The 24,616-nt window shown below is 71.5% G+C and carries 11 protein-coding genes and 1 pseudogene; 4 read left to right on the top strand and 8 right to left on the bottom strand.

The genetic code is table 11. The features are described from left to right. Both ACFU53_RS00640 and ACFU53_RS00635 read right to left on the bottom strand, forming a co-directional pair. A partial coding sequence (locus tag ACFU53_RS00640) for a hypothetical protein (RefSeq protein WP_383984196.1) occupies window positions 1–6,213 on the bottom strand: 6,213 nt, incomplete at its 3' end. A 97-nt stretch (window positions 6,214–6,310) separates the two neighbouring features. After that, window positions 6,311–9,082, bottom strand: a complete 2,772-nt coding sequence (locus ACFU53_RS00635; protein WP_383984193.1) for a CHAT domain-containing protein — start codon at window positions 9,080–9,082, stop codon at window positions 6,311–6,313. Window positions 9,083–9,292: 210 nt separating this feature from the next. Here ACFU53_RS00635 and ACFU53_RS00630 point away from each other — a divergent pair, with 210 nt between their 5' ends. Both ACFU53_RS00630 and ACFU53_RS00625 read left to right on the top strand, forming a co-directional pair. Next, entirely contained in the window at window positions 9,293–9,724 is a 432-nt protein-coding gene (locus ACFU53_RS00630) for a hypothetical protein (RefSeq protein WP_383984191.1), read from the top strand. Window positions 9,725–9,768: 44 nt separating this feature from the next. Beyond that, entirely contained in the window at window positions 9,769–10,503 is a 735-nt protein-coding gene (locus tag ACFU53_RS00625; protein WP_383984188.1) for a DUF6338 family protein, read from the top strand. A 370-nt stretch (window positions 10,504–10,873) separates the two neighbouring features. Here the strand turns inward: ACFU53_RS00625 and ACFU53_RS00620 are convergent. Next, a pseudogene (locus ACFU53_RS00620) lies at window positions 10,874–11,263 on the bottom strand (hypothetical protein); the annotation flags it as partial. A 605-nt stretch (window positions 11,264–11,868) separates the two neighbouring features. Here ACFU53_RS00620 and ACFU53_RS00615 point away from each other — a divergent pair. After that, the gene (locus ACFU53_RS00615; protein ID WP_383984185.1) at window positions 11,869–13,098 is read left to right on the top strand and encodes a PP2C family protein-serine/threonine phosphatase; all 1,230 of its coding nucleotides are present in this window, start codon (window positions 11,869–11,871) and stop codon (window positions 13,096–13,098) included. 97 nt (window positions 13,099–13,195) lie between these two features. On the opposite strand, the gene ACFU53_RS00610 is transcribed toward ACFU53_RS00615, so the two are convergent. The 5 genes from ACFU53_RS00610 to ACFU53_RS00590 form a co-directional block, all read right to left on the bottom strand. Then, window positions 13,196–14,362 (bottom strand): substrate-binding domain-containing protein, encoded by a 1,167-nt coding sequence (locus ACFU53_RS00610; protein ID WP_383984182.1) that lies wholly within the window; start codon window positions 14,360–14,362, stop codon window positions 13,196–13,198. Between the two features lie 69 nt (window positions 14,363–14,431). Beyond that, window positions 14,432–15,547: an ABC transporter permease gene (locus tag ACFU53_RS00605; protein ID WP_383984178.1), complete on the bottom strand. Its 1,116-nt coding sequence runs from the start codon at window positions 15,545–15,547 to the stop codon at window positions 14,432–14,434. Beyond that, window positions 15,544–17,091 (bottom strand): sugar ABC transporter ATP-binding protein, encoded by a 1,548-nt coding sequence (locus tag ACFU53_RS00600; RefSeq protein WP_383984174.1) that lies wholly within the window; start codon window positions 17,089–17,091, stop codon window positions 15,544–15,546. Before ACFU53_RS00600 ends, ACFU53_RS00605 begins: the two co-directional genes overlap by 4 nt. 145 nt (window positions 17,092–17,236) lie before the next feature. Beyond that, window positions 17,237–20,272, bottom strand: coding sequence for a SpoIIE family protein phosphatase (locus tag ACFU53_RS00595; protein ID WP_383984170.1), 3,036 nt, complete (start codon window positions 20,270–20,272; stop codon window positions 17,237–17,239). A gap of 169 nt (window positions 20,273–20,441) precedes the next feature. Next, the gene (locus tag ACFU53_RS00590; RefSeq protein WP_383984167.1) at window positions 20,442–21,413 is read right to left on the bottom strand and encodes a cyclase family protein; all 972 of its coding nucleotides are present in this window, start codon (window positions 21,411–21,413) and stop codon (window positions 20,442–20,444) included. Between the two features lie 312 nt (window positions 21,414–21,725). Between ACFU53_RS00590 and ACFU53_RS00585 the strand changes: the two genes are divergently transcribed. Next, window positions 21,726–24,611, top strand: coding sequence for a Tat pathway signal protein (locus ACFU53_RS00585; protein WP_383984164.1), 2,886 nt, complete (start codon window positions 21,726–21,728; stop codon window positions 24,609–24,611). The last annotated feature ends 5 nt before the right edge of the window (window positions 24,612–24,616 follow it).

The following is a 24,616-nucleotide window of genomic DNA, read 5'->3' as shown; positions in this document are numbered from 1 at the left end:
ACCCCCGCGATCTTCACCCCTCTGCGCGTCGGCAGCGTCCGTTGTGTATAAGAGACAGCGTACGGACTGTTCGGTGCCCTCGGCCTGCCGGACCGAGTCCGGCAGGCCGAGGGTGAGATACGTGCCGTCGGCGTCGCGCGTGATACCCGCGGCGACCATGAAGACCCGGTCGCCGGAATCGCCCGCGCCGACGAATCCGGGCTCCTCGTAGTGGAAGGTGCGCCGGTCGCCCTCGCTCCTGTCGTACTCGCGCTGGTCGAAGCGGGCCAGCACGCTCAGTTCCGTCGCGGCGGCGCTGTCGCCCAGCAGCCGCAGCACCTTCTCCTGATCGGCCCTGGTGAGGTGGGCGGCGATCGGCGCGTCCTGGAACGACTCCTCGGCCCGCGGTTCGTAGCGCGGCGTCAGCCGGACCCGCCTGACCCGGACCACGCCCGTGCGGGGATCGGCGAAGACGGTGATCTGGTGGACGAGGCGGTCGTACCGTGCCTCGCCGTAGACCCGGGTGCCCGACTGGATACGGATGTCGTCCCTGCGGAAATCCAGCGTGACCCCAGGTGAGCCGGGGGCCCGGTGGAGCCTCACTGCCGCCAGACGGTCGCCGTGGTAGAGCGGGAACGGCTCGCCACAGGGCTGTCCATCGCAGGTGAGTTCCGCCGCCCGCAGCAGGACCGTGTATCCGCGTCCCCACTCGAAGAGGTACCACGTTTCGCCGTCCTGCCGGTCGGCGCCCACGTAGTGCAGACGGCTCAGCAGATAGGTGCGTCCGCGCCGCACGGACGCCGTCTCGGTCAGGTACTGGGCGAACCCGGCGGCGTCGAAGTGCGGCACCTGCTCAGTCGAAGCCATCAGGGCGCCGCCCTCCACGACGATCCGCGCCCTGACGTCGTTGAAGGAGTACCGGACGGCCCTGACCAGGGGAGCGTCCCCCGGGAGCAGGGGGATTCGGTGCCCGGCCACATGCAGCGCGCCGGCCCGGACCTCTCCCCTTTCGGTGCGGGGCCGGCCCTCGGCGGCCGCCTGGCGCCAGAGATCCTCCTGGGTGCGCGGTCGGGGGGAGGTGTTCCGCGGAGCGGGCCGGGTGCCGGGGCCGACGTCGAAGCACCGCCGGAACCCGGTCAGGCCCGTACCGGCCGCCCCGTCCTCGGGCCGACCGCCGGACGTGAGGACGAAGTATGTGCCGGTCACCACGGCCTTGCCGGTAACGACGCTCTTTCCAGTCAGGAAGACGGGCAGCGTGCCCACCGCGTGGGATGCCCCGATGCGCGCGACCACGAGTGACAAGGACACCTGGCCGGCCCCGACGAAGCGCGTGCCGAGGGTGGTGCGCACGGTGATCCGGGCGCGGGGACGCCGGGCCGGGGGCGGAGCCATGACGATGCCGCCCGTGTCCCGCCGCATGTACAGCGCGAGATCCCGGTGTCCCTGGCGGCGGACGAGCGCCTGGAACTGCCATGGCTCCCCGGGCTCCGACACCGCCTCACTCACCTGGTACAGCGGGGTGCCGGACACCTGGCGCGGGGTGAAGAGCCAGCTGTCCTGCGCGCGTGTCCCGCGGAATGTGGTGCCGATGTCGGTCACCTGCGCGCGGAAGGCCGTGGCCGGCAGCTCACAGAGACGCGGCCGCTCCCCCGGTGCGCGCAGCCAGACGCCGTACGAGGTGACTGCCCCGTCGGCGGGGCGTACCAGCCTGACGACGACGCCCTCGGCCTCGCCGGCAGGGAACGAGTCCGCCCCGACGCGGGCGGCCAGCTCCGCCTCCCGGAGGGGCACCGCGTCCCGGGCGGGCCGTTCCGGTGCGGGCCCGACCTGCTCCACCCTGACCATGAGTCCGGCGACCGGTTCCTCCTCCAGGAGGAGCCCGGAGCGGTCCAGCCGGACCGGGAAGCCGGCCCCCGCGAAGGCGCCGGTCGTCGGCCCGCGGGAGCCGGAACGGCCCAGCGAGCGGACAGGGATCACGTCGTCGCGCTCGACGCGCCAGAACTCGTCGAAGCGCGCTCCGGTCGGGGGACGGTCCGCGTCGTCGAGGTGCTCGACCCGTACCGGGTCACCGGTCACCCGGGCGGCCCGGGCGGCCCGCTCGTCCCAGGGCCGCGGCCGGAACAGTCGTTCCCTGCCCTCGCCTTCTTCGACTCCCGTGACGACCACCGAAGGGGGGAAGCCGGCGCCCGCGGGATAGCCGGTGACGTCGTCGACCCTCACGCGCCAAAGGGGGGTCGTACCGGGGGCGGGGGTGTCGCCGTCCTCATCGGTGTCGATGGTGGCCCGCCACGGCCGGGACTCCGGTTCGTCGAAGAGACCCAGCCAGTCCGGGTTCCGGGTGTCACGGCACGCACCCCGGGCAAGGCCCGGCCAGCGCGGCTGCGTGCCCTCGGGCGGGTCCTGGAGCAGCCTCAGCCGTCGATCGGTGCCCTCGCCCAGCGTCACGTAGACGAGCATGCCCGCGACGGGTGCCAGCTCCTGCTCCTCGGCCTCGTCGACGTCGGCGGCGGTCGCTGCCCGCTTCGGAGGGACGAGTGCGGTCGCGAGTGCTTCCGGGTCCTGCCAGTCGTCGGTCCGAAGCAGGTAGGTGCGGCCGGTGACGGTCGAGAAGCGTCGCGCCCCGTGTTCCTCCCGACGGTCCGGCTCTCCCTCGCCCGCGTAGACCAGGACCCCGGCGGGCCGGCCCTCCGGCGTCCTGTAGGGAAGGTCGTTCGCGACGAGTTCCGTCAGCGAGCGGTCGACGGGCAGCCAACAGCCCGTCGCGGCGTCCCACCGCGCGGGAGTCTCCGACTGGACGTCCGGGGAGGGAGGGGCGGTCCGTCCGGGGAGCACCTGTGAGAGGTCCGGTTCCCAGCGCGTGGCGGCGACGGCGTTGCCGTCGAGCACGTCGCCCACGACCCCGTCCACCATGACCCGCGGCCGTCCGTCGTCGTACGTCACCCGGGCGGCGCGCACCTCGCCGTCCACCGGGTCGGCGCGGCCCGCGGGCAACGCCGTGTCGCCTCTTGCCTGCCGCCAGGCCTGGTCCGTCTCGTCCCACAGCACCTGGACCACGCAGGGGTCGCCGACACGCAGCCGCCCGCGGTCCTCGGCTGTCACCGGGAAGCCGCCGCCCCAGTTGATCTGTATGCCGTGCGCGTCGTCACGAGAGGCGACCATGCCGAGGACGGGACGCTGCAGCGGGATCGCCCGCCAGGCAGCGAGGAGCTCGTGCCGTTCGGCCGGGGCGAGCGGGACAAGGTCGGTGGGCCGGTCGGTGGGCTGTTCGCCCGGCGCGGAGCGCAGTCTCCACGGCGCGAGGCCCGACCACGACTGTCCGGTCCGGTGCCGCAAGCCTTTCGAGACGACCAGCCGGGGATCCGACCGCTCGTCGCCGGGACGCTGTGTGGGACTCAGCGCGTGCTGCTCCCACGCCCGGACGAAGACGTGCCCCAAGGTCTGCCCCGGGTCGGACGTCAGGCTGATGACGGCCGACTCGGCGACGAAAGCGCGGACCTCGGCGTCGATCTCGGCGCGGGACCGTCGCCGTTGGATGACCTCCCACGGGCCGGTCGTCGGCTCGAGGGTGCGGTCCTCATGCCACTGACGTCGCCGGACGGCTTCCACGGCCCGCTTCCGCAGCCGGTTCATTCCTTCGGGCGGCAGCGGTTCCACCGCGTTCGGTCCGGGTCTCAACGCCTCCTCGGACAGCAGCAGTTGGTAGTATCGCGGGGCTTCGGCGCTGAAGGCCACAACGCTGTCGACAACGCGCTCCAGCACTCCCGTGACCCGGTCCTGGGCGTCGACGCCATGGTCGGGGGTCCGGAACATCTCCAGGGCCACCCTGCGGATGACGCGGCCCAGATGCCTCCGATGTGTGATGGCGTCCATCATCCGCCGCCAGGAGCTGATCCACTCCTCGCCCTCGGGGATGTCGGCCAGGCTGTCCGCGTCCAGCAGCGCGGCCAGCCTCAGCGTGTGCAGCGTCAACGGGGCGGCGCCCATCGTTTCCAGGAACTTGTCGAAGTTCTCCCGGCTGTGCTGCCACTGCCGCGGGTCGTACGGATCGGGAACGAGTTCGGCGATCGACTCCTGGTAGTGCCGCCACCGCAGTGCGGGGTAGCGGTCGGCCACGAGCAGGGTTTCCGAGATAATCCCCGGCTCCGTCGTTCTGTTCTCCTTCTCCGATCTTTCTTTGTTCCAGCGGTATTTGGCGAGCAACTGTTCCAGCCGGGAGGAGGTCATCCAGTCCCGGTCGATCTCGTCGCGGGCCTCCGGTACGAGGTCGAGGGAGAAGTCCCCCGCGAGCGATACGAGGAAGGGCGTGGTGGACATGTGCGTGCGCGGCGCGGCGTAACCCTTCTTCTCCGCTTTCTTCAGGTTCTTCGGGTCCTCCTCCCTGTCCAGGGGGAGAAGTCGTCCGACGGCTGCCGTCAGCACCCGGCGCGCGTGGGGGACGCTTCCGTCGAACCAGCCGGCCCCGTCGTTCTCCTCGTTGCCGACGCGTCGGGCGCCGGACGCGGAGTCGGTTATCCAGTCACGCGCGCCGTTGAGAGCGGGGCGCGAGAACAGCCGGTTCCACTGCCCGTTGTCGAAGGTTCCGTGAGTATCGCCGGGACCGCCGACCAGGAAGTCTGCGAACCTCGACACGGGAATCTCGGGGTACAGACCGCGGCCGGCGCGTCCCACAGTCAGATGGGCGTGACGGATCAGGGCCGCCAGCGGTGGGCGGACCGTGAGGTTCTCGGGGTGTGACTCGGTGCGCAGCGAGATGAGGAAAAGGCGCCGACGAGGGTCGGTGAACACGTCTTTGGCGTGGAACAGGAAGGCCACAGCGGGGTCTGTCAGTGACTCGGAGTCCGGGGCATCGGCCTCACGCAGGAGTCGCACCGCCACCGGGGCCAGCGCCGTGACGCGCAGCAGATCGAGATCGTCCCAACCGTCGTACCAGATCGGGAAGTTCTCCGGGGCCCCTCGGTAACGGGCCAGCGAGTAGCGGTTGTCGCGCCGCCACATCCACGGCGAGCAGACCAGGTACGGCGGGAGGCCGTTCGGATCGTCCCGTCGGGTGACCGCGGGTTCCGCTCCCGGCCGGAGCCCTCCCCTCACCATGGTGCCGATCCACTCGACAGCCGTCTGCCTTTCGGAGTCGGTCGCCGCGGTGGACGCCAGGACCGCGAGGGCGCCGTCGGGCAGGGTCCGCTTCTCGTGCTTCGCGGGTGCGCCCCACCATCGCGCCGCCGACGCCAGCGCCCGCACCGGATCATGCTCGGCGAACAGTTCCCACAGAACGAGCTGCCACAACGCGGTGGGCACACGCTCGGCGGCGATGTCGTCGGACTCGCAGCCCAGCCGGGTGAGCACTTCACCACGCGTCGAGTGTCCCGATCGGGCTCCGCTTCCGATCCCGGCCCAGCCCCGCAGGAGCAGTCCGGTGCCCAGTTCGTTCTCGAACCGTTCCGCGAGGCCCTCCGGGTCCGGTGAGGCCCAGTCCTCCTGGTCGGCGACGGCCATGGCGTCCTGGTCCGGAGAGGAGAGGGGAAACCAGGACCGGGCGAGAGCTGTCAGGAGATCGGGTTCGAGGTCTGCCGAGCCCCGGCCCGCGCGCCGGACGGCCGCGCGCACCATGTCGTCCGCCTCCTCGGGGGACGAGGCGAGTACGGCGTCGAGCGCGAGCAGCAGGGGCAGCCGGCCCAGCTGGTTCGCCAGCGCGTAGGTGACGACGTCGGGGCGGTCGTCACCCACGCAGAGCGCGGCGACGTCCGCCGCCTCCTCCGGGACGGCAGCCACCAGCAGAGTGAGCGCGAGGGTTTCCCGCAGGGTGTCGCCGGGGTCCTGGTAAGGGACGGCTTCCGTCGCGACGGAAACCCGTGGCGGGCAGCCTCGCAGTACTTCCTCGACCCGTTCGACGAATCCCCGGTCCCGGGAGGCACCCAGGGCTTCCTTGAGCAGGCCGCCCAGCGCCTGTCTGGCTTCCGGCTCCGCGGGTACGGCCCACTCGGCTAGTCCGTCGCAGAGACGGGCTGCGGCGGACAGCGCGTCGGGGCCGAACTCCGCGCGCCGGGGCGCCGTGAGGACGTACACGAGTCCGTGCAGACGCAGGGCGGGCTCGCACTCCGCCAGTTTTTCGACGGCGGCGGCCAGATGGTCCGGGTGGCTCTTCTTGGAGCGCAGGATCTCGACGATGTCGAGGTAGTCGGCGCTCTGCCGGATGGTGAGACCGAGACAGGAACAGAAGTACCAGGCGGCGAGCACGGACTCTCCTCGTGTTTCAGTGCGGGGCGGCGACGGAGGGACGGACCGGAGGGGGTGCGGGGGAGGTAAGGGCGGACGGTGAGCGTGTGCAGTCCGGTCAGATGGTGGGCGCGAGAGGAGGGTGCGGGGTGAGGAGCGCACGGCGGAGGCCCTCGGCGAAACGGAGGATGTGGCCGTCGGGTTCGGACCGTACTCGGTGGAAGCCGACGGCTCGCCGCATCCAGTCCGCGGGTTCTTCGCTCAGCAGCCGTACCGACTCCGTGTCCAGCGGGCGCGAGGTGAGGGCGGCCCAGCCGGCCGGAGAAAGCCGTCCCCCGATGGCCAGTTCGGCGATCGTGACGGTCCGGCCGACACGGGACCGCAGTGCGGTCACCGCGGCCGCGTAGGTGTCGAGGCCGAGCAGGAACTCCCGATCGGCCCTGCGGCGAGCCTCCGTGTCCGGTCCTTCGGGTGCGGACCTCAGATACGCGAAGACCTCGCGCAGGTCCGGGCGGACCAGCCCGTCCCAGTCCGGCGACGGCACGGCACGCGCGGGGTCGTCTCCGCGTCGGAGGAGCCCGAGTGCCACGCAGGTCACGACGGGCTCGGGGAACAGTGCGGGCGGCAGCCGACCGGGGTCGATCGGACGGATGCTCTTGGCGGGTTCACCCGCCGGGGGCGGCGGCCCTGCGGGTTCGCCCGCCAGCGTCGGACGCCCTTCCGCGGCCTCCAGCCAGACTGCCAGGTGTTCCTCCCTGGTGGCGGCGACGGCAAGGGAGGCGTACAGCGCCTCGTCGTCCTCCCACCGGGCCAGAACGCTGAGCCGTGCCACTACGGCGGGACGTGTGTCCGTCCGGAACAAGTCGGCCAGGAATTGCGGGTCGTTGAGTGGACTGGGACTCATTGCGGCGGCCTTCTCGAGCAGTCGCCTGGCCTCCTCCAACCGCTGATCGGCCGCACTCCGCCGTCCCTGTTCCCGACCGTAGCCCAGCAGCAGCTCGGAAGCCTCAGGGTCCGCGGAGTCCTGGGCGGCGCGGCCCGCCTGTGGTTCCGACTCCGTGTGGTCCTGACACGCGGCGTCTCCCCACCGCACACGGGTCAGTACCGTCGGTGCGATGCCCGAGCCGTCGTCGCGCGGGGGCAGCAGCCGACCGGCCGCTTCAGCGACCTTCAGCAAGGCCTTCTCGTCGTTCCCTCGCAAGGCTTCCTCGCCCTGCGCGGTGATCTGGAGTATCAGCGCCGCGTCGGGCAGCAGCGAGCCGATCGCTCCCGCGAGTTCCGCCGCCCGACGCAAGTGGCCGGCGGCGGCTCCGTTTCGCAACTCGGCGTCCGGGTCATGGATCGGCACCGCACAGCGCACCACGAACCCCATCGCGGAGCCGCCCGGGTCCCGCGCAAGGCGGGTCGTCCACCCGTGGCTGTGCGTGACCCGGGCCCTGAGGGCCTCCAGAGACCGAGGCGTCTCGACGTCCTCGCACCGCACCTCGTACCACCCCCGCCGCGGTAACAGCGAGTCCGCGTTCGCCTCCTGCCCCAGGGCCGGCCGGTCCTCCGACCGCTGGGTCACCGACCGCAGCGCCCCTTCCTCCAATTCCTTGAGTTCCCCGACGAGATCGGCTCCCGAGCGGTCGGCCAGCACGCCGCGGAACGGGCCCCGGTCCAGCCCCCACAACACATCGAGACGGCATGGACCGTTGTCGCAAGGGAGCCGCCGGACGTCGCCCGAACCCCCTGGCACGACCGGGAACGCCCTGAGCGCGCGCGGTCCCGCTTCCTGGTCCGACGGGCGTCGCCGAAGCAGGACCTCCGTCTCCCGCTCCTGACTGGCGTTGTACAGCACGGGAAGCCACCCACCGGACGGCAACCGGCGCCGGGCCCGCGCGAGCGCGTTGTCGACAGAGCCGTCCACGGCGAGTCCGTGCACGAACTCGCGGGTGAGTTCGGCCGCAGTGTTCTCCGCGACCATGCCCCGCATGCCGATGACCCAGGGCACTCCGCCCCTCACGAGGGTCGCCGCGACACTCGCCCAGCCCTCGTTCGCGGCCGAGGAGCCCGCCGTCAGCTCAGTGGCCGTGTGGCAGGCGATGAGTACGGCGACCCGCACGCCCGCTCCCCGGAGCAGTTCGGCGAGTTCCTCCGCGGGCATCAGCATCGGGGCCGCTCGGCCCTCCGGCCCGGCCAGCACGATCCCCTCCGGGGTTCCGTGGCCCCCGAAACAGAACACCGAAGTGGGCGAACCGAGTTCGTTGCGCAGCTCGGCACAACTGACCGGGTCCTTGGGCGGTATGACCTCGAGCCCGAGATCCACGAGTCGTCTGCCCGCGTCCCTGAGCTTTCCCACCGAGCCGTGCCCCAGGGGGTTCGCGTCCCGGACAGGCAGGCCGAACGCTGCGTCCGGATCGGACAGGTCCAGGGCGGTGCTCAGGACTACTGCCCCGGCGGGCTGGTCCGTGGGCGGCGCCTTGCCGACCTGGACGAGGGGTCGGCGAACCACGGAAACCCGGGGTATGAGAAACAGGTACTCCCTTTCCTCGGCGATCCCCCGTCCCCCGGTTCGTACACAGCTGATCTCCCAGGGAACCGCGGCCAGTTCCGGGCTGTCGGTCTCGATGCACAACCGGACTCCGGGCCGCCCTGTCGCGCTGTCGGCGAGGGTACGCCGGAAGAGCTCCCCCACGGCTCCAGGAAGAAGTTTGTTCCCCATGTCGAAGGCCAGGCCATCGTCCTTGGACGCGCGCTGGACGAACTCCCTGGCCACCTGTCGGGCCACGTCGACCGAGACGCTCGCCGGCTCCCGAACCCCCGGTGCACAGATGTCGAACCCGATCCTGTTCGTCCCGCTCCGCGTCTTTTCCAGGCGTATGGTGAAGTCCCGGTACTCACCGGGCATGCCATCCCCGACCACCGTGCTCCTCTGCCCGGGCCTCGCGCCTGGTGACGTCTCCGGACGGCCGGATCCAGTCGCGTTCTCATCCTCCACATTACGTAACGATGAATGATTTATGCCCAGGAAGGCACGGAAAAGGCGGTCAACTCGGCAGCTGTCGCTGACAAGATGACCAGTCAGCCATGGACCAGCCCTCCGGAGGTATCAGCAACCGTGCGATCCAGCCGTTCCGATTCCCCCGATCCGTCCTTTCTCGGACCTCCGCGCACCGTCGCCGACGCGCGGGTCCGAGCCGCCGCCCACAGCCCCGGCTGGCACGACCTGGCCGCGTCGACCCGAGCGGCGCTGGCCACGTTCTACGGAGGCTCCGCCCACCTGGACGACCAGGACTTCGACGAACGGCTCGGGCAACTCCTCGAAACGCATGAGGATCTCCAGGACCTCGTGCATCGACACGAGTTGAGCGACGACACGGGAGGGGACGCGAGGGGTGTCGACATGCCGGCCGAGGAGGATCCAGGCCCTGCCGGGCTCCCGGATCCGTTCCGCAGCCCTGACGCACAACTCCTGCGGCAACCGCAGCCGAGCGGCGACGGGCCTGACGCCGGGAACGGCGACGCCGCTTCCGGTGCCGGTACGAACTGACCGGCCGGTAGAACGTCGAGCAGAGGGGCCAGGTACCGGGAGAGATGCCGACCAGTTTTGTCGCGCTCATCGTTCTGCTTTTCTCAGCCGCACCCGGCTATGTCTACGTGCGTATCGTCGAGGTGCGTCTGCCCCGGCGCCGGCGCAGTCCCCTCCTGGAGCTCGTGGACCTTGTGTGCGTGGGAACCATGAGCAGTGCCGGAGGGGCCTTGACGGCTCTGTTGCTGGCCCCGCACTGGACAGCGCTGCTGCCGCTCGAAGGACTGCTCACGGGGACCTCGTACCTCAGCCGTCATCCCTGGCAGGCCATGTCCTCGGGCGCCCTCACGCTCGCGGTGGGCGTGATCTGCGCGGCGACTGGAGGACTGGTCATTGCCCGGCACCGCGGCACGGCGACCCGGCACACCCCGTATTCCCCGATGCGCAGAGCCGTCGAACTGACCGCGCCGGGACACTCCCTCTGGCTGGCCGTGCAGTTGACCGACGGACGGCTCTGGGAGGGAAAGCTGCTGAGTCTGGACGGCGAGCACGAGCTGCTCAGTGAGGGCGACCTCGTACTCCAGTGGCCGCTTGCGGTCACCCAGACCGGAAAAGGCAGGCTCCACCATCCGGCGCGGTTCGTCGTTATACCCGGCTCGCAGATCGTTGTCGTCTACGGAACCGACCTCGCACCGCCGCCCACCTCCCCTACGCCGCAAGCGGTCACCCAGACGGCAACGGTGGGCACGCCGTCGGTCCTTCCCACACCGGACCGGGCTGCTCATCGACAATCCTCATGATGTGCGAGGCTTCGCCAACTCTCCTGATCGGCGAACCGCGCCCAGCGCCAGGAAGCCGCCGAGACTGTGTTCGACCCCCTTGAATGACTCTGGGCACCATCGCGGAACCGTACTGGAGACGGCGGGCATGACCCGGCCGATCCCCGAGGGCGCCCCCGCGCGGCACGGTACCCAGGCTGTGATGGCCGGCGTCCGGGCCACTGGCCCACCTCGAAGGTCGGCAAGGTCCTCAAGAACGAGGTCAGATCCCACCTGCTGCAGGGGAGTTGGCATGGCTGACAGGGTGCGGGTGGCCGGAGTCGGCATGATCCCGTTCAGTAGTCCATGAGAACGCACCATGCTCATGACGGTGCAGGCAACACAGAGTGAAGGCGACCAGGAAGTCCGGCGGCTTGGCCAGGCTCCAGGTCGAGAACGGCGGATTGTGCCTGGCCGACTTCGACTTCGCGATCTTCTTGATCTCCCGGCGCTCGGGGAGGGTGAAGGTTCTCGGCCGGCTGCCCTTGTGCTTCGGGTAGAGCGAGTCGAAACCGTCGGTGGTGCAGTTGTGGATCACGTCCCGGACCCGGTCCGGGCTGGTGAACGTCACCTCGGCGATCTTCGCCACGGGCCTGCCCTGCGCGGATAGCAGCGCCTTGTGGGCCCGCCGCCGGGTCACCACCGAACCGGTGCCCCTGCGGATGATCCGCAGCAATCGCCTGCCTTCGGGCCGAGGAGCTGCGGATTCCGCCCGAGGGTGGCGGCGACCGAGACCCTGCAGCGGCGGGCGGGGTGACGAAGACAGCGAAGAGGGCCAACAGAACTGCTCTCAGGAGCGAGCCAGTGGCGTGAGCCGAACACGGGCTGTCCCCTTTGACGGCCACGGTTCGCAAAATAGAACACTGTTCGCAAGTTCGAGCAGAAGATAGATTTCAGCCGAGAGCGCGTCACTGGAACTGACCAGTTTGATCCCCGACCTTTTCGACGCGCGAAGCGCGACAGTCCCAGGCAGGGGGGCGACCGGCCGGCAATTGGTGATGCGATCGGCCGGGATGGATTACCAGCTGGGCAGCCGACGGTCAGCGAATGAGCCAGTTGATCGGAGGGGACCCCCGAGATACCCGGGGATGCCTGAGCTTCTCCGTCGGACAGCTCGGGCCGCTCTTGGAGCTTCACTCTTTCGGTCCTACCCCTGGGCGGGTACCCGCGGCTGCTCAGAGGCTCGGAAGGCGGCCGGTGTCAGGTGCCGGCGGAGGGGCACGGGGCGTCCGGAGTCGAAGGTCGGGAGAAGGTCGGTGCCGAAGCTGCGGATCTGTCGGGCCCCGCGGCCGGTTCACGCCTATCGTGGAACAGCACACCGACGCTCGGCGCCAAGGCAGGCTGGACATGAGGGAACCGCATATCGACTATGCGGAGGTCTTCCGGGCTCTGCCCGGCATGGTGGCGCTGCTCACGCCCGACCTGGTGTACGTCGACGCCAACGACGACTTCCTGCGGCTGGCCGGGCGGACCCGCGAGCAGCTGCTGGGCCGCTACATCTTCGACGTCTTCCCCGAGAACCCGAACGAACCGGCCGCGGCCGGCATGCGGGAGACCGAGGCGTCGATGCTGCGCGCGGTGGCCACCGGTGAGCGCGACACGATGGCACTGCTCCGCTACGACATCGAGGACCGGCAGCGCCCCGGTCTCTGGCAGGAGCACTACTGGAGCCCGGTCAACGCACCCGTCCTCGGCCCCGACGGGAAGGTGGCCCTGATCGTCCACCGCGTGGAGGAGGTCACCGAACTCATCCGCGCCCGGGGCGGCCCGGGCGGCGACAGCCGGGCCCGGGTGCTGGAGGCCGAGCTGTACACCCACGCCCGGGAACTGCAGGAGGTCAACGAACGGCTTCGCACGGCGCACGCCCACGAGCGCGAGGTGGCCCTGGCCCTGCAGGCGGCGATGCTGCCCCCGCCCGGCCCGACCGGGCCGCACGACGCGGCCGTGCGCTACCGGCCGGCCATCGGCGCGCTGAACGTGTGCGGCGACTGGTACGACCTGGTCGGCCTGCCCGGCGAGGGCCTCGCGGTGGCCGTGGGCGACGTCGTGGGCCACGGCCTGGCGGCCGCCTGCGCCATGGGGCAGCTGCGCAGCGCCCTGAGCGGGGCCACCCGCGTCGCCGACGGTCCGGCCCAGGCTCTGGAGGCCCTCGACCTCTACGCCCGCTCCGTCGAGGGCGCCGAGTCGACCACGGTCGTGACGACCTTCATCGACTGGGCCGGCCACACCATCACCTACAGCTGCGCGGGCCACCCGCCGCCCGCCCTCGTGCACCCCGACGGCACCGTCACCTTCCTCGACCGCGCCACCGACCCTCCGCTCGCCGCCCGACCCACCCACGCCGCCCGCCCCCAGGCCCGCATGCCCTTCGTCGAGGACTCCACCCTGGTCCTGTACACGGACGGGTTGATCGAACGCCGCACCGAGGCCATCGACACGGGTCTGGAGCGCCTCGCCGGCTCCCTGGCCCACCACCGGAAGCACGACCCCGAGACCCTGGCCGACGCCCTCCTGGCCGATCTCCTTCCGCCCTCCGGCAACACCGACGACACGGCGCTGATCGTCCTTCGTCTGTGACCGACGCGGCGTCCTGATTCGATGAGGACTGTCCGATGAGGGCTGTCCGATGCGGGCTGTCCGATGAGGGCTGTCCGATGAGGGCTCGGCTGCGGTCTCACTTGCCCCAGATCTTCCGGTACCCCTCCCGGAAGCCCGACGGGTCCCAGCTCGTTGCGCCGTCGCTGTTGTCGGCCGTGCTGATGTGGCCGGGGGCCACGTAGCCGCTGGCCGGGCGGTCGGAGAAGGCGCGGTTGAACTCGTCGATGATCTGCCAGCCCTGCAGGGAGAGCGGCTCGGGGACGGTGGCCGCCTGGTACTGGTCGCTGTTGACGCGCTGGAAGGCGGAGGGGTCGCCGTCTCCGGCGCCGATGTTGAACGGCGGGCCCGAGCCGTCCTTGCCGGCCGCGCGGAAGGCGGGCGCGGCATCCGCGAAGTACAGGTCGTTGATGGCGACGGAGTGGGTCCAGCCGCTCTGGAAGCGGGAGAGGAGCGAGGAGACCTCGCGGGGCGTGCGGCTGCTCGCGTCGGAGATCGGGATGTTCTCGTACGACAGGAGTTTCACGCCCGCGCAGGTGGCGAGCTCCTTTCTGATCAGGTCGGACTTGTTCTTGGCGAAGGGGATCGAGGCGTCGGTGAAGATCACGACCCCGGCGTCGCCGTTGGAGGTCGAGATGACCCATTGCGCGCTGATCCTGGCCACGTCCTCGACCTGGGTGGTGACGTTGGTGAAGAGGGAGGGGCGTCGGCTGGGGCCGGGTGCGGCGACCGCGTGCCAGCCGATGAGGGGGATGCCCGCCCGATCGGCTCGCGCGATCTGCTGCGAGGTCGCGTTGGGGTCGAAGCCGCCGATGACGATGCCGGAGGGCCGGAGGGTCACGGCCTCGCTCATCGCCGCCTGGATGCCGGCGGGGGTGCCGCCGCCGTCGATCACCCGGACGTTCCAGCCGATGACCCGCGCGGCTTCCCGGACGCCCTCGGCGGCTCCCGCGACTCCGGGGTTGGTCATGGTCTGGGCGACGTAGACGATGGTTCTCCCTGTGACCGCCGTGGGGCCGGTGGTCGGGCCGTTCCAGGGGACGTCGGTCCGCTCCGCCCGGCTGACGGCGGCCCGGGCCTCGGCGTGGGCCTCGGGGCAGCCGCTCCTGCCCGAGGCGGATTCCTCCGGGTCAGTCGATGATCCGCGTTCGCAGCCGGCGAGCAGGGCGGTGGTCACGGTGAGCAGGGCGGTCACCGCGTACCGGGCTCTCGAAGCGCCGGAGTCGGTCTTGCGTTTGTGGTGCACGGAGACTCCTCGCGGAGGGACGAGCGGGAGAACGCGGCCGGGGCGCGGCGGCGGTGCGCGCGACTGGGGTCATGGAGTACCGCCCGGCGGCGGGGTGGGCGGCGGCTCCGGTGTCACGGGGGGCGCGTCGCGGGCCGCGAAGACGCCGGTGTGCACCCGGCGGCGGGCGGCGTATCCGGCCAGGCCGACGGCGAGGAGCAGGGTGCCGCCGTGGAACAGGGGCACGATCCAGAAGTCGGCGCCCAGCTGGGCGATGCCGGTGAGGCCGACGGCGAGGACGGCGACGGCGACGAGGGTGCCCAGGGCGTTGGGGCGGCCGGGTTTGATCGCGGTGGAGCCGAGGAGGGCCCCGACGAAGGCGGGCAGGAGATAGTCGAGTCCGACGCTCGGATTGCCGATCTGCTGCTGGGCCGCGAGCAGCACCCCGGCGAAGCCGACGATCAGGCCCGACGCGGCGAAGGCGCAGACGGTGTACTTGCGGACGGGGATACCGACGAGGTCGGCGGCGCGCGGGTTCGACCCGACGACGTACAGGTAGCGGCCGATCGGCAGCCGCTCCAGCACCAGCCAGAGGGCGACCGTGAGCGCCAGCACGTAGAAGGCGGGGACCGGGAGGCCGAGGAACGTGGAGGTGTAGAGGTCGGTGAAGGCGGGCGGGAGGCCCTGGGGGCCGGGGACGATCCGGCCGCCGTCGGTGATCCAGCCGGTCACGGCGTACATCATGCTGCCGGTCCCGAGGGTGGCGATGAAGGAGTCGATCCGGCCGAACTCGACGATGACGCCGTTGAGGACGCCCACGACCGTCCCTCCGACGATCACGGCGAGACAGGCGAGCGGCCAGGGCCAGCCGGCGTCGACGACGAGGTACAGCACCATGACGTGCGCGAGGCCGAGGCCGTAGCCGATGGAGAGGTCGAACGCGCCGGTCACGATGGGGATCATGGCGGCGAGCGCGAGGACGGCCGGGATCGACTGGGTGGAGAGGATCGAGTCGACGGTGTCCAGTGTGGGGAAGGTGCGCGGCAGGGTCAGGGAGAAGATCAGGACGAGCAGGGCGGTGAGGACGAGGAGGCCGTAGGCGCCGATGAAGTGTCCGCCGCGCCCGCCGAGGAGGCCGGGCCGGCTCGGCGGGCGCGGTCGACTCGGGCGCGGGCGCGGTGCGGACGGGGTGGGCGGGGCGGTCACGGGTTCGTCGTGGTGCCGGAGGGGGGCATGGCCGAGGCCGCCCGGGTCAGGCCCGCGACCGTGAGGGCCGGACCACTCAGCTCGGCCGTCACGGCTCCGCGGACGAAGACCAGGGCGCGCCCGCACACGCCCGCGATCTCCTCGAAGTCGGTGGAGAGGAGGAGGACCGCGAGGCCGCCGGCCAGCGCCTCGTCGAGCAGGCGGTGGATGGCCGCCTTGGCACCGACGTCCACGCTCGCCGTCGGCTCCTCCAGGATCAGCAGGCGCAGACCGGTCCTGAGCCAGCGGCCGATCATGACCTTCTGCTGGTTTCCGCCGGACAGGGTGGCGATGGCCGCCTCGCTGTCGCGGGGCCGCACGGAGAACCGTTCGATCAGGGCGGCGGCCGCGGCGCGTTCACGGCGGGGGCCGATCCAGCGCGGCCTCGGCCCGCCTCCGGCGCGGGGGTTGGCCAGGAGGTTCTCCCGTACGGTCAGTTCGGCGAGGCAGCCCTCCCGCTGCCGGTCTCCGGGTACGAAGGCGACACCGCGTCCGACGGCGTCGGCGACCGTACGGGGGCGGTACGGGCCGCCGTCGAGCAGGACCCGTCCTCCGAGGAGGGGCCGGGCACCGGCGAGGGCCCGGCCGAGGTCCATGTGTCCGGCGCCCGAGAGACCGACCAGGCCGAGGGCCTCTCCGGCGCGCAGTTCCAGGTCGACCGGTCCCGCGCCGGAGGTCCGTACGCCGTCGAGGGCCAGGACCGCCGGGCCGCCGGCCTGTGTCGTGGCGGGGCGGTGGCCGGCCGGTTCCTCGCCGGTGATGTCGCGCACCAGGCGGACGGGGCTGTGGCCCGCCGTCGAACCGTGGCTGACGAGGCGGCCGTCGCGCAGGACGGCGAAGGTGTCGGCGACCTCGTAGACCTCGTCGAGGCGGTGGCTGACGTAGAGGATGCCGTGGCCCCGGTCGCGCAGGGTGTGCAGGACGCGGAAGAGGCGGGCACAGTCCGCGGCGGGGAGGCGGGCGGTCGGTTCGTCGAGGACGATGAGCCTCGCCCGGGTGGCCAGGGCGCGGGCGATGGCGACCAGGGACCGCTCGGCGGGGGCGAGGTGGGCGATCGGCGCGTCGGGGTCGAGGTGTCCGCCGACGAGCCCCAGGGCCTCGGTGCAGCGGTCCCGGGTGCGCCGCCAGGAGATCAGTCCTGCGCGTCGCGCGTACCCGGTGTTCAGGGCGATGTTCTCGGCGACCGTCATCCACTCCACGAGACCGAGGTCCTGGTGGATGAAGGACATGTGGTGGGAGGTGGCGTGGCTTCCGAGCGGGTGTCCGTCCACGGTGATCCGGCCCGAGTCGGCGTGGTCGACGCCGGCGAGGATCTTGATGAGGGTGGATTTCCCGGCTCCGTTGGGGCCGAGCAGCGCGAGAACGCTGCCGACGTGGACGTCGAGGTCGACACCGGCCAGTGCGAGGGTTCCGCCGAATCGTTTGGTGAGGCCGCGGACACGGACCAGCGGTTCCGGCCCGCTGGGCGGGGCCGGCTGCGCAGAGGTGTCGTGAGCGTCGTGCACGGACAGCTCCGGGGGTCGGCCTGGCGAGTTCTTCCCGACTTCGACTTGCGGCAGCGATACTAACTGCTTATATCACTTTATTTGCGGCATTTAGCCACCCTCTGTGACCCCAACGGGTCAGTGCGCAGCCCGGGCGTCGATCCCGTCAGCCGTCGTCGAGCCCGCATTCGGCCCAGATGACCTTTCCCTCCGGGGTGTAGCGCGTACCCCAGCTCTGGGACAGCTGCGCGACGAGGAACAGGCCGCGGCCGCCCTCGTCGGTGGTGGCCGCCCGACGCAGATGCGGGGCGGTGCTGCTGGTGTCGGAGACCTCGCAGATCAGGGAGCGGTCGCGGAGCAGCCGTACCCGGATGGGCCCGGCGCCGTGGCGGATGGCGTTGGTGACCAGTTCGCTGAGCATCAGTTCGGCGGCGAACGCGGCCTCGTCGAGCCCCCAGTCGGCCAGCTGCCGGAGGGCGGCGGAGCGGACCTCGCTGACGCGGGCCGGGTCGGCGGGCAGCTCCCAGGTGGCGATCCGCCGCGGGTCGAAGGCGTGGGTGCGGGCGACGAGCAGGGCGATGTCGTCGCCCGGGTGGGCGGGTGCCACGGTGTCCAGAACCACCCGGCAGGTCTCCTCCGGGGTGCGCCCGGGGTGGGCCAGGGCGCCGCGCAACTGGTCGAGGACCACGTCGACATCGCGGTTGCGGTCCTCGATGAGTCCGTCGGTGTAGAGGACCAGCTGGCTGCCCTCGGGCAGATGGAGCTCGACGGCTTCGAAGGGCAGCCCTCCGAGGCCGAGGGGAGGTCCGGCGGGCAGTTCGGGGAACGACACGGTGCCGTCGGGCTGGACCAGGGCGGGCGGCGGGTGGCCGGCGCGGGCCAGGGTGCACTGCTGCGACGTCGGGTCGTACACGGCGTAAAGACAGGTCGCGCCGATGATGCCGCCGCCGTCGGAGACGGGGTCCTCCCGGTCCAGTCGTCCCACGAGGTTGTCGAGGTGGGTGAGGACCTCGTCCGGCGGGAAGTCGAGTTCGGCGAAGCTGCGGGCGGCCGTGCGCACGCGCCCCATGGTCGCGGCGGAGAGCATGCCGTGGCCGACGACGTCGCCGACGAAGAGGCCGATACGGGTTCCGGAGAGCGGGATGACGTCATACCAGTCGCCGCCGACGTCGGATTCGGCGGGCAGGTAGCGATGGGCGACCTCGACGGTGTCCTGGTCGGGGAGCCCTTGCGGCAGCAGGCTGCGCTGCAGGGCCAGGACCATGGTGCGTTCGCGGGTGTAGCGCCGGGCGTTGTCGATGGACAGGGCGGCGCGGGTGGCGAGCTCCTGGGCCAGCGAACGGTCGTCGTCCCCGAAGGGGGCGGGGTCCTGCGCGCGGTAGAAGGCGGCGACGCCCAGGACGACGCCGCGGGCGACCAGGGGCACCGCGATGAGGGAGTGGACGTGGCTCAGCAGCCGGTCGGTGTGCTCGGGGTCCTGCGCGAGCCAGCCCGCGGCCGCCTTCAGGTCCGGTTCCAGCACCGCCTCCCCGCTGGTCAGACAGCGCAGCTGCGGGACGGTAGGGCCGTAGTCGACCTGCTTGCCGACCGGGCTGAAGGGGAGGTCGTCGCGGAGGCCGTGGACCACCGTGCGGCGCAGGTCGCTGCGGGGGTCCGCGGCCTCCTCGCCGCGCAGCACGGGCTCGGCGAGGTCGATGGTGACGAAGTCGGCGAGGCGAGGGACCGCCGTCTCGGCGAGTTCCTGGGCGGTGCGGCGCACGTCCAGGGTGGTTCCGATACGGGCGCTGGCCTCGGACAGCAGCTCCAGACGGCGGCGCGCGGCCAGGGCGTAGGCGCCGACGTGGGGCTCCCCCACCATCAGGAGACCTCTTTCGGGAGCCGGGGAGCCGGGACCGCCGCCGGGCGGGCCGTCGGCGGTGGACGGGTCGCCGTCGGCAGCGGACGGGACGTCGTCGGCAGCGGGCAGGAGGCTTTCGGCAGCGGACGGGACGCCGTCGGCAGCGGGCAGGAGGCTTTCGGCGGTGGGCTGGGCACCGGCGCTGAGGCCGTCGGTCGTGACGCCGTCGACGCCCGCGGTGATCCTGCCGGGTGGTGCGGCGTCGCGCAGGTGACCGGGGGCCGGGACGGCGGAGAGCGGGCCGGGCGTTGCGGCCAGGGGGGTGCTCCGGAAGGGCCGGACGACCGCGGTGTCGATGGGCGCGATGCGTTCCGCGGCCTCGACGGGGAGGCTCAGCACCGGCTCGACCAGGCGGGCGGCGGCGAGGGGCCCGTGCCCTGGACGGCCGGGAACGACGGCCTCGACGGCGATGCCCTCCACCCCGGAGGCACTGGTCATCGCGCGGCTCACGAGCGTGACCCGTCGGCCGTCCGCCAGGGGGACCTCGACGGCGGCCCGCTGCGCGCGGGAGATCAGCTCGGCGGCCTTCTCCAGGAGGGTCGCCCGGTCGACGGGGCGCAGCCCGAGGGCCAGTTCGTCGACCCCGACGCTGTGGTGCGGGCCCGCGCCGGCCTCGACCCCGGCGTCCAGGTACGCCTGCAGCAGGGAGCGCTCACGCGCGGAGCTCTGCCCCAGCAACCGCCGCTCGATGGCCGCGGCCGCCTTGCGTATCACCGTGGACAGCGCCGGATTCTCGAAGCCGCGCGGATATCCGAAGCACAGGACACCTTCGATACGGCCGCTGAGCGGATCGCGCACGGGAAGCGCGCGGCAGGCGCTGGCCTGGGAGCGTTCGGCGAAGTGCTCGGCACCGTAGACCCGGATCAGCCGCCGCTCCGCCAGGGCGAGACCGATGCCGTTGGTGCCGGCGAACCGCTCGGCGAACACGAACCCCGGGACGGTCTGGATGTCCGGGAGCCCTCTGGCCAGCGACGCCTCTCCGAAGCGGCGCAGGAGCACCGTGCCGTTCGCGTCGGCGACGGAGATGTTCATCGAGCTGCCTGCGAACCTGGACTCCAGCCGGTCCAGCACCGGCACGGCCGCGCGGGCGACCCGGTCGTTCCGGTCGAAGTCGCCCTGGAAAGGGAGGTCGGAGCGGTCCGGCGAGAGCCCCAGGGAACGGCACCGCTGCCAGGAGCTCAGGATCGACGTACGCACGCCCGTCTCCAGCGACTCTCCCTGCAGAAACCGCTCACGGAAAACGGTGGGGCCCGTGCCGTCTGTCGCACGTCCCGTGAGTACCGGCTCGCCGTCGGACCGCACCACGCTGGCCTCACTCGCGCCCTGGACATCCGCTTATCGGAAATATCTGGCATTGACGAGGATACGGGCATCAGCAACACGAGTCACGGTTCGCGGGTTTCCTCACACGCGACAACCGTTCGGGGTGGGTTCACCCGGTCAGGGCCGATGGACGGACCGGTCGGGCCCGGTGTCACAGCACCGCGACCGGATTGACGGGCGAGCCCGTGCCGCCCGGGATGTTCAGCGGGGCCACGACAAGCAGGAACTCGTACCGCCCCGCCCCGGCGGTCGCGTCGGCGAGCGCTTCCAGGTCGAGGTTGTCCAGCAGGGGCACCCCCATCGCGGCCACCGCCAGGGCGTGCACCGGTGAGTGCACGCCCTCCACGGGCGAGGGCCGCACATCGCTGTCGCCGTCTCCGCCGAGCAGCGCGATGCCCCGTTCGGCCAGGAGGGGTACGGCATCCACGTGGAACCCCGCGCTCGCCGCGTCGGGGTCCCAGGCGCCGAGTTCCTTGCGGCGACGCCCGTGTCCGGAGCGCAGCAGTACCGCGTCGCCCTCGCCGATCGTCACGCCGAGCGCCTTCTCCGCGGCGACGACGTCCCCGGCGCGCACCGCCCGCCCCGGCTCCAGCCAGGGGACACCGAGGACGGCGGGGAGGTCGAGGAGCACCCCCCTCGTGACGAGGGGTCCGAGCGCCGACACCGCGCCGAACCGGGCACCCGCGGCACCTACGGCCTCGCGGGCCGGCCGGCCGTCGTAGAGCAGCCCCTGGTAGGCGATGTGGCTCAGGGCGTCGAGATGCGTGACGCCCTTGCCGTGGTAGTCGGCGCCGACGAAGTCCTTGTGGGTCGTGGGCTCCGGGCTCTCCACGTCCCCGAGATCGGTCATGTGATGCAGGGCGGGCTTCCGGTTGTCCGGGCCCGGCCGGGTGTTCCACGGCAGCGCCATCGGGACGACGACCCCCGACCGCACACCGCCCACGGCCCGCCGCACATGATCCGCGGCCACACGGTTCCAGGCCCCGCGATCGGCCAGGTCCCAGTGCCCCCACGTACGGACCGCCTCGAAGACCGCGTCGAACTCCCGACGGGAGACAGCGGGCCCGTTGCCGGCACCGGAGGTCGGGCCGGAAGGCGGGGTATCGGCGGGATTCGCGCTCATCCGTACTCACCACTCACCGTTCGAAGTCGACACCACATCGAGGGGGCAGGGGGAAGGGGGCAGGGGGAACAACGTCCGAAAAGTACTTTATGAAGGTTTCTCGCGTCGGAGCGAGCGGGGTGTGCCACGACAGGGGGCGACGGCAGTAAACGATTACTGAATCCATTCCAGGATGCGCCCCGAACCGTCGCGGAGCAAGACCTCCCAGGCTTCCTGCGAGTCGAAAGTTGAGACCTTCACGACCATTGACCGCCCGCAAGCGCTCTCATTAGCGTGGAATACGTTTACCCAACTCGAAAGGACCGTCCCGCCGTGGCCGAAGCCCTTCAGCGCAGATCCCTTCTCAAGACGGCCGCCGGCACCGTGGCGGCGGGTTGGCTGTGGCAGGGCGGCACCGCCCGAGCAGCCGATGCCACGACCGTCACGACCGCCACGACCGCCACGACCGCCACGACCGCCACCGCGGAGTCAGTCTCCTGCGCCCTCGACACGCTCGTCTTCGGCGACAGCGCGTCGGAGAGCGCGCACGGCCTGACCGCCGCCCTCTCCGGCGTCGTGACCGGTGGCCTCGGCCAGGCCGCACGGGTACTCAACGCCCCGGAGACCGCGGGCTTCTGGGGCGGCGGCCTCTCGGCCCGCATGGCCTGCAAGCCCACGGGTGCCACCTATGTCACGGTCAAACTGTGGGGCTCGGAGAACGGCGCCGAACTCGGCCGGCTCCAGCTGTTCGCCGAGGGCAAGCAGGTGGGCCACTACCACCTGGGCGCCGTCGACCCCTTGGACATCGCGAGCGAGGACCCTCGCTCCCCGGAGCGGTTCTTCTTCCACACGCTGCCGCTGCCCCCCGACCTCACCGAGGGCAAGCGGTCGGTCTCCCTGGAGATCCGGTCCATGGGACGGATCGCCGGGTACGCGGCGACGGCCGACGCCTACTACAAGGCGATGGCGGGCCCGAGCCGCACGATCTACCGCCTCTACACCCACGACGCGCCCTACTTCGACCCGGCCCACGACGACCTCACCGGCACCCTGCCGTCCGCGGCCACCCGCACCTCCCCCGGCACCGCGATCATCGACACGATCAACGACCGCATCCTCGCCAGGGCCGCGTCCGAGGCGTCCCGCACCAGCGCCCAACTCGACCTGTGGTACCTGGAGTTCTTGGCCCGCGCCTACGGCATGCCGTCGACGGCCGCGTACGGGAACATCGCCGTGCCGCCGCAGATCGCCCGGAGTCTGGACGGCGTCTATTGGAAGTACCTCGCCGACCCCACCGTGATGACCGGCTCCAGCCAGCAGTGGATGGGTCTGGGCCGGTCCGGTCTGGTCATGCTGGCGCTCGCGGACGTCCTGGAACCGCTGCTCGACGAGCCGGTCCTCGGTTCGCCGTACGGACTCACCAACCCGGGCTTCGAGTTCGGCATGACCGGCTGGAAGTCGTCCACCTGGTCCGGCAGCGGCACCGCCTCCCGCGACACCACCGTGCACCGCACCGGCCACGCCGCCGCGAAGGTGACGATCCCCGGCGCCGGCACCGTCGGCTACAGCACCTCGGCGAAGATCCCGGTCGACCAGGGCACGTACACGTACGGCGCCTGGATCAGGACCGACGGCGTCGGCACCGACAGCGCCTACCTCTACATCCTCTTCCACGACGCGAACGGCACCGTGGTCGGCACGGACAACAAGGTCTACGCCTCGGCAGGCACCCACGACTGGGAGCGGGTGACGGCCTCCCTCGCCACGCCCGCCACGGCCACCCGGGTCACGATCGGCGTCCGGCTGTCGGGCGCGGGCACCGCCTGGTTCGACGACCTGACCATGGCCGAGCCGGACGGCTCGTCGTACACGCCCGTCGTACGCCGGGACGCCTGGGCGAAGATGCTCCTCGACAGCCGCGAGTACTGGCGGCAGCGCATCCCGCAGTACACCAACCAGGCCATCATCTGCGCCATCGGCCTCTACCTCGCCGACCGGGGCCTGAGCCTGCTCGGCTCGGACGAGGCCTGGGGCGAGAGGAAGGCCCGCGACCACATCTACCAGTCCGTCGGCCTGCTCCCCTGGCTCGGCCCGGAGGACGAGAACGGCACCCCGGCCAAGCCCCTCGGCGGCTCGTACCACCAGGTCACGAGGAAGGGCATCTCCAAGGAGCTGGGCTACGCGGGCAGTTACGGCGAGCTGCAGGAGTGGCTGTCGCTGGTGTACGACGCGGTGACGGGCATCGGCGGCGTCGAGGACGGCACGCTTCGCGACCACCTGATCAAGATGGCCAAGGCGCGTATGGTCTTCCGTCACCCGTCCCTGGACCGCGAGGGCTACCGGGCGATGCGCCTGGAGACCGTGGTCGGTTGGCGTGACACCGAGTACCCGGGCAAGGTCGCCTACGACGAGGACACCAAGTGGGACGGCCACGCCCTGAAGCTGGCCGCGCTGATCAAGGACCCGGACCTCACCTCGTACGCGCGGCAGTCCATCGCCGACGGCCAGGCGTTCCAGTCCCTCCAGGACTCCCACGCGATGACGGTCTCCGCCCGCACCAACCTCAACCTGGTGACCGCGGCCGACGACTACGCGTACATCAGCGGAGCGACCGGCAGCGGTGCGAAGCTCCCCATGACCCCCGGGGCGCCGGATTTCGTCTTCTCCGACGAGGAGAACGGCCTGCTCGCGGTCAAGCACGGCGACGAGATCCTCTACGCGTCCCTGTACTGGCGGGCCCGCTGGGGCGTCAACCGGCTCGCCCGTGTCCACCACATCAGCGCGGCGGGCGTGGAGCGTTCGGCCACGGTCTGGCAGGACGTGAAGTACATCGCGGACGGGCGCGCCTTCGCCGAACCCGACTGGGTCAACTGGGAGTTCGCGGTCGGCGACCTCGACATCCCGGACGGCGGTTTCGACCCGCCCGGCGACACCCTCCAGCAGGCGTTCGCGGGACAGGTGCTGCCGCTGGCCAAGGCTCCCGACGACATGCCGGAGCGCGCGGTGGGCATCGAGACCCCGTACGCCGGACGCGCCGCCTTCTACCGGTGCGAGTACGGCCCGTACCTGATCGCCATGAACACCACCGACGACCGCGGCTACACCCTCACCACGAAGGGGTTCGGCGCGTCGACGAACCTGGTGACCGGCGCGAAGGTGGGCGGGAACGCGGAGTTGCGCGTGAAGCCCGGCACGACCGTGGTGCTGCGCCGGCGCTGAACGAC

Source organism: Streptomyces sp. NPDC057474 (assembly GCF_042802555.1).
Classification (GTDB): domain Bacteria; phylum Actinomycetota; class Actinomycetes; order Streptomycetales; family Streptomycetaceae; genus Streptomyces.
The sequence above is the reverse complement of the archived record's forward strand: the minus strand, read 5'-3'. Positions and strand labels throughout refer to the sequence as shown.

Bases quoted from the DNA above. Each gene is read 5' to 3' on its own strand.
- ACFU53_RS00635 (WP_383984193.1), bottom strand. From the start codon at position 9,082: ATGCCCGGTGAGTACCGGGACTTCACCATACGCCTGGAAAAGACGCGG.
- ACFU53_RS00625 (WP_383984188.1), top strand. From the start codon at position 9,769: ATGCCGACCAGTTTTGTCGCGCTCATCGTTCTGCTTTTCTCAGCCGCA.
- ACFU53_RS00615 (WP_383984185.1), top strand. From the start codon at position 11,869: ATGAGGGAACCGCATATCGACTATGCGGAGGTCTTCCGGGCTCTGCCC.
- ACFU53_RS00590 (WP_383984167.1), bottom strand. From the start codon at position 21,413: ATGAGCGCGAATCCCGCCGATACCCCGCCTTCCGGCCCGACCTCCGGT.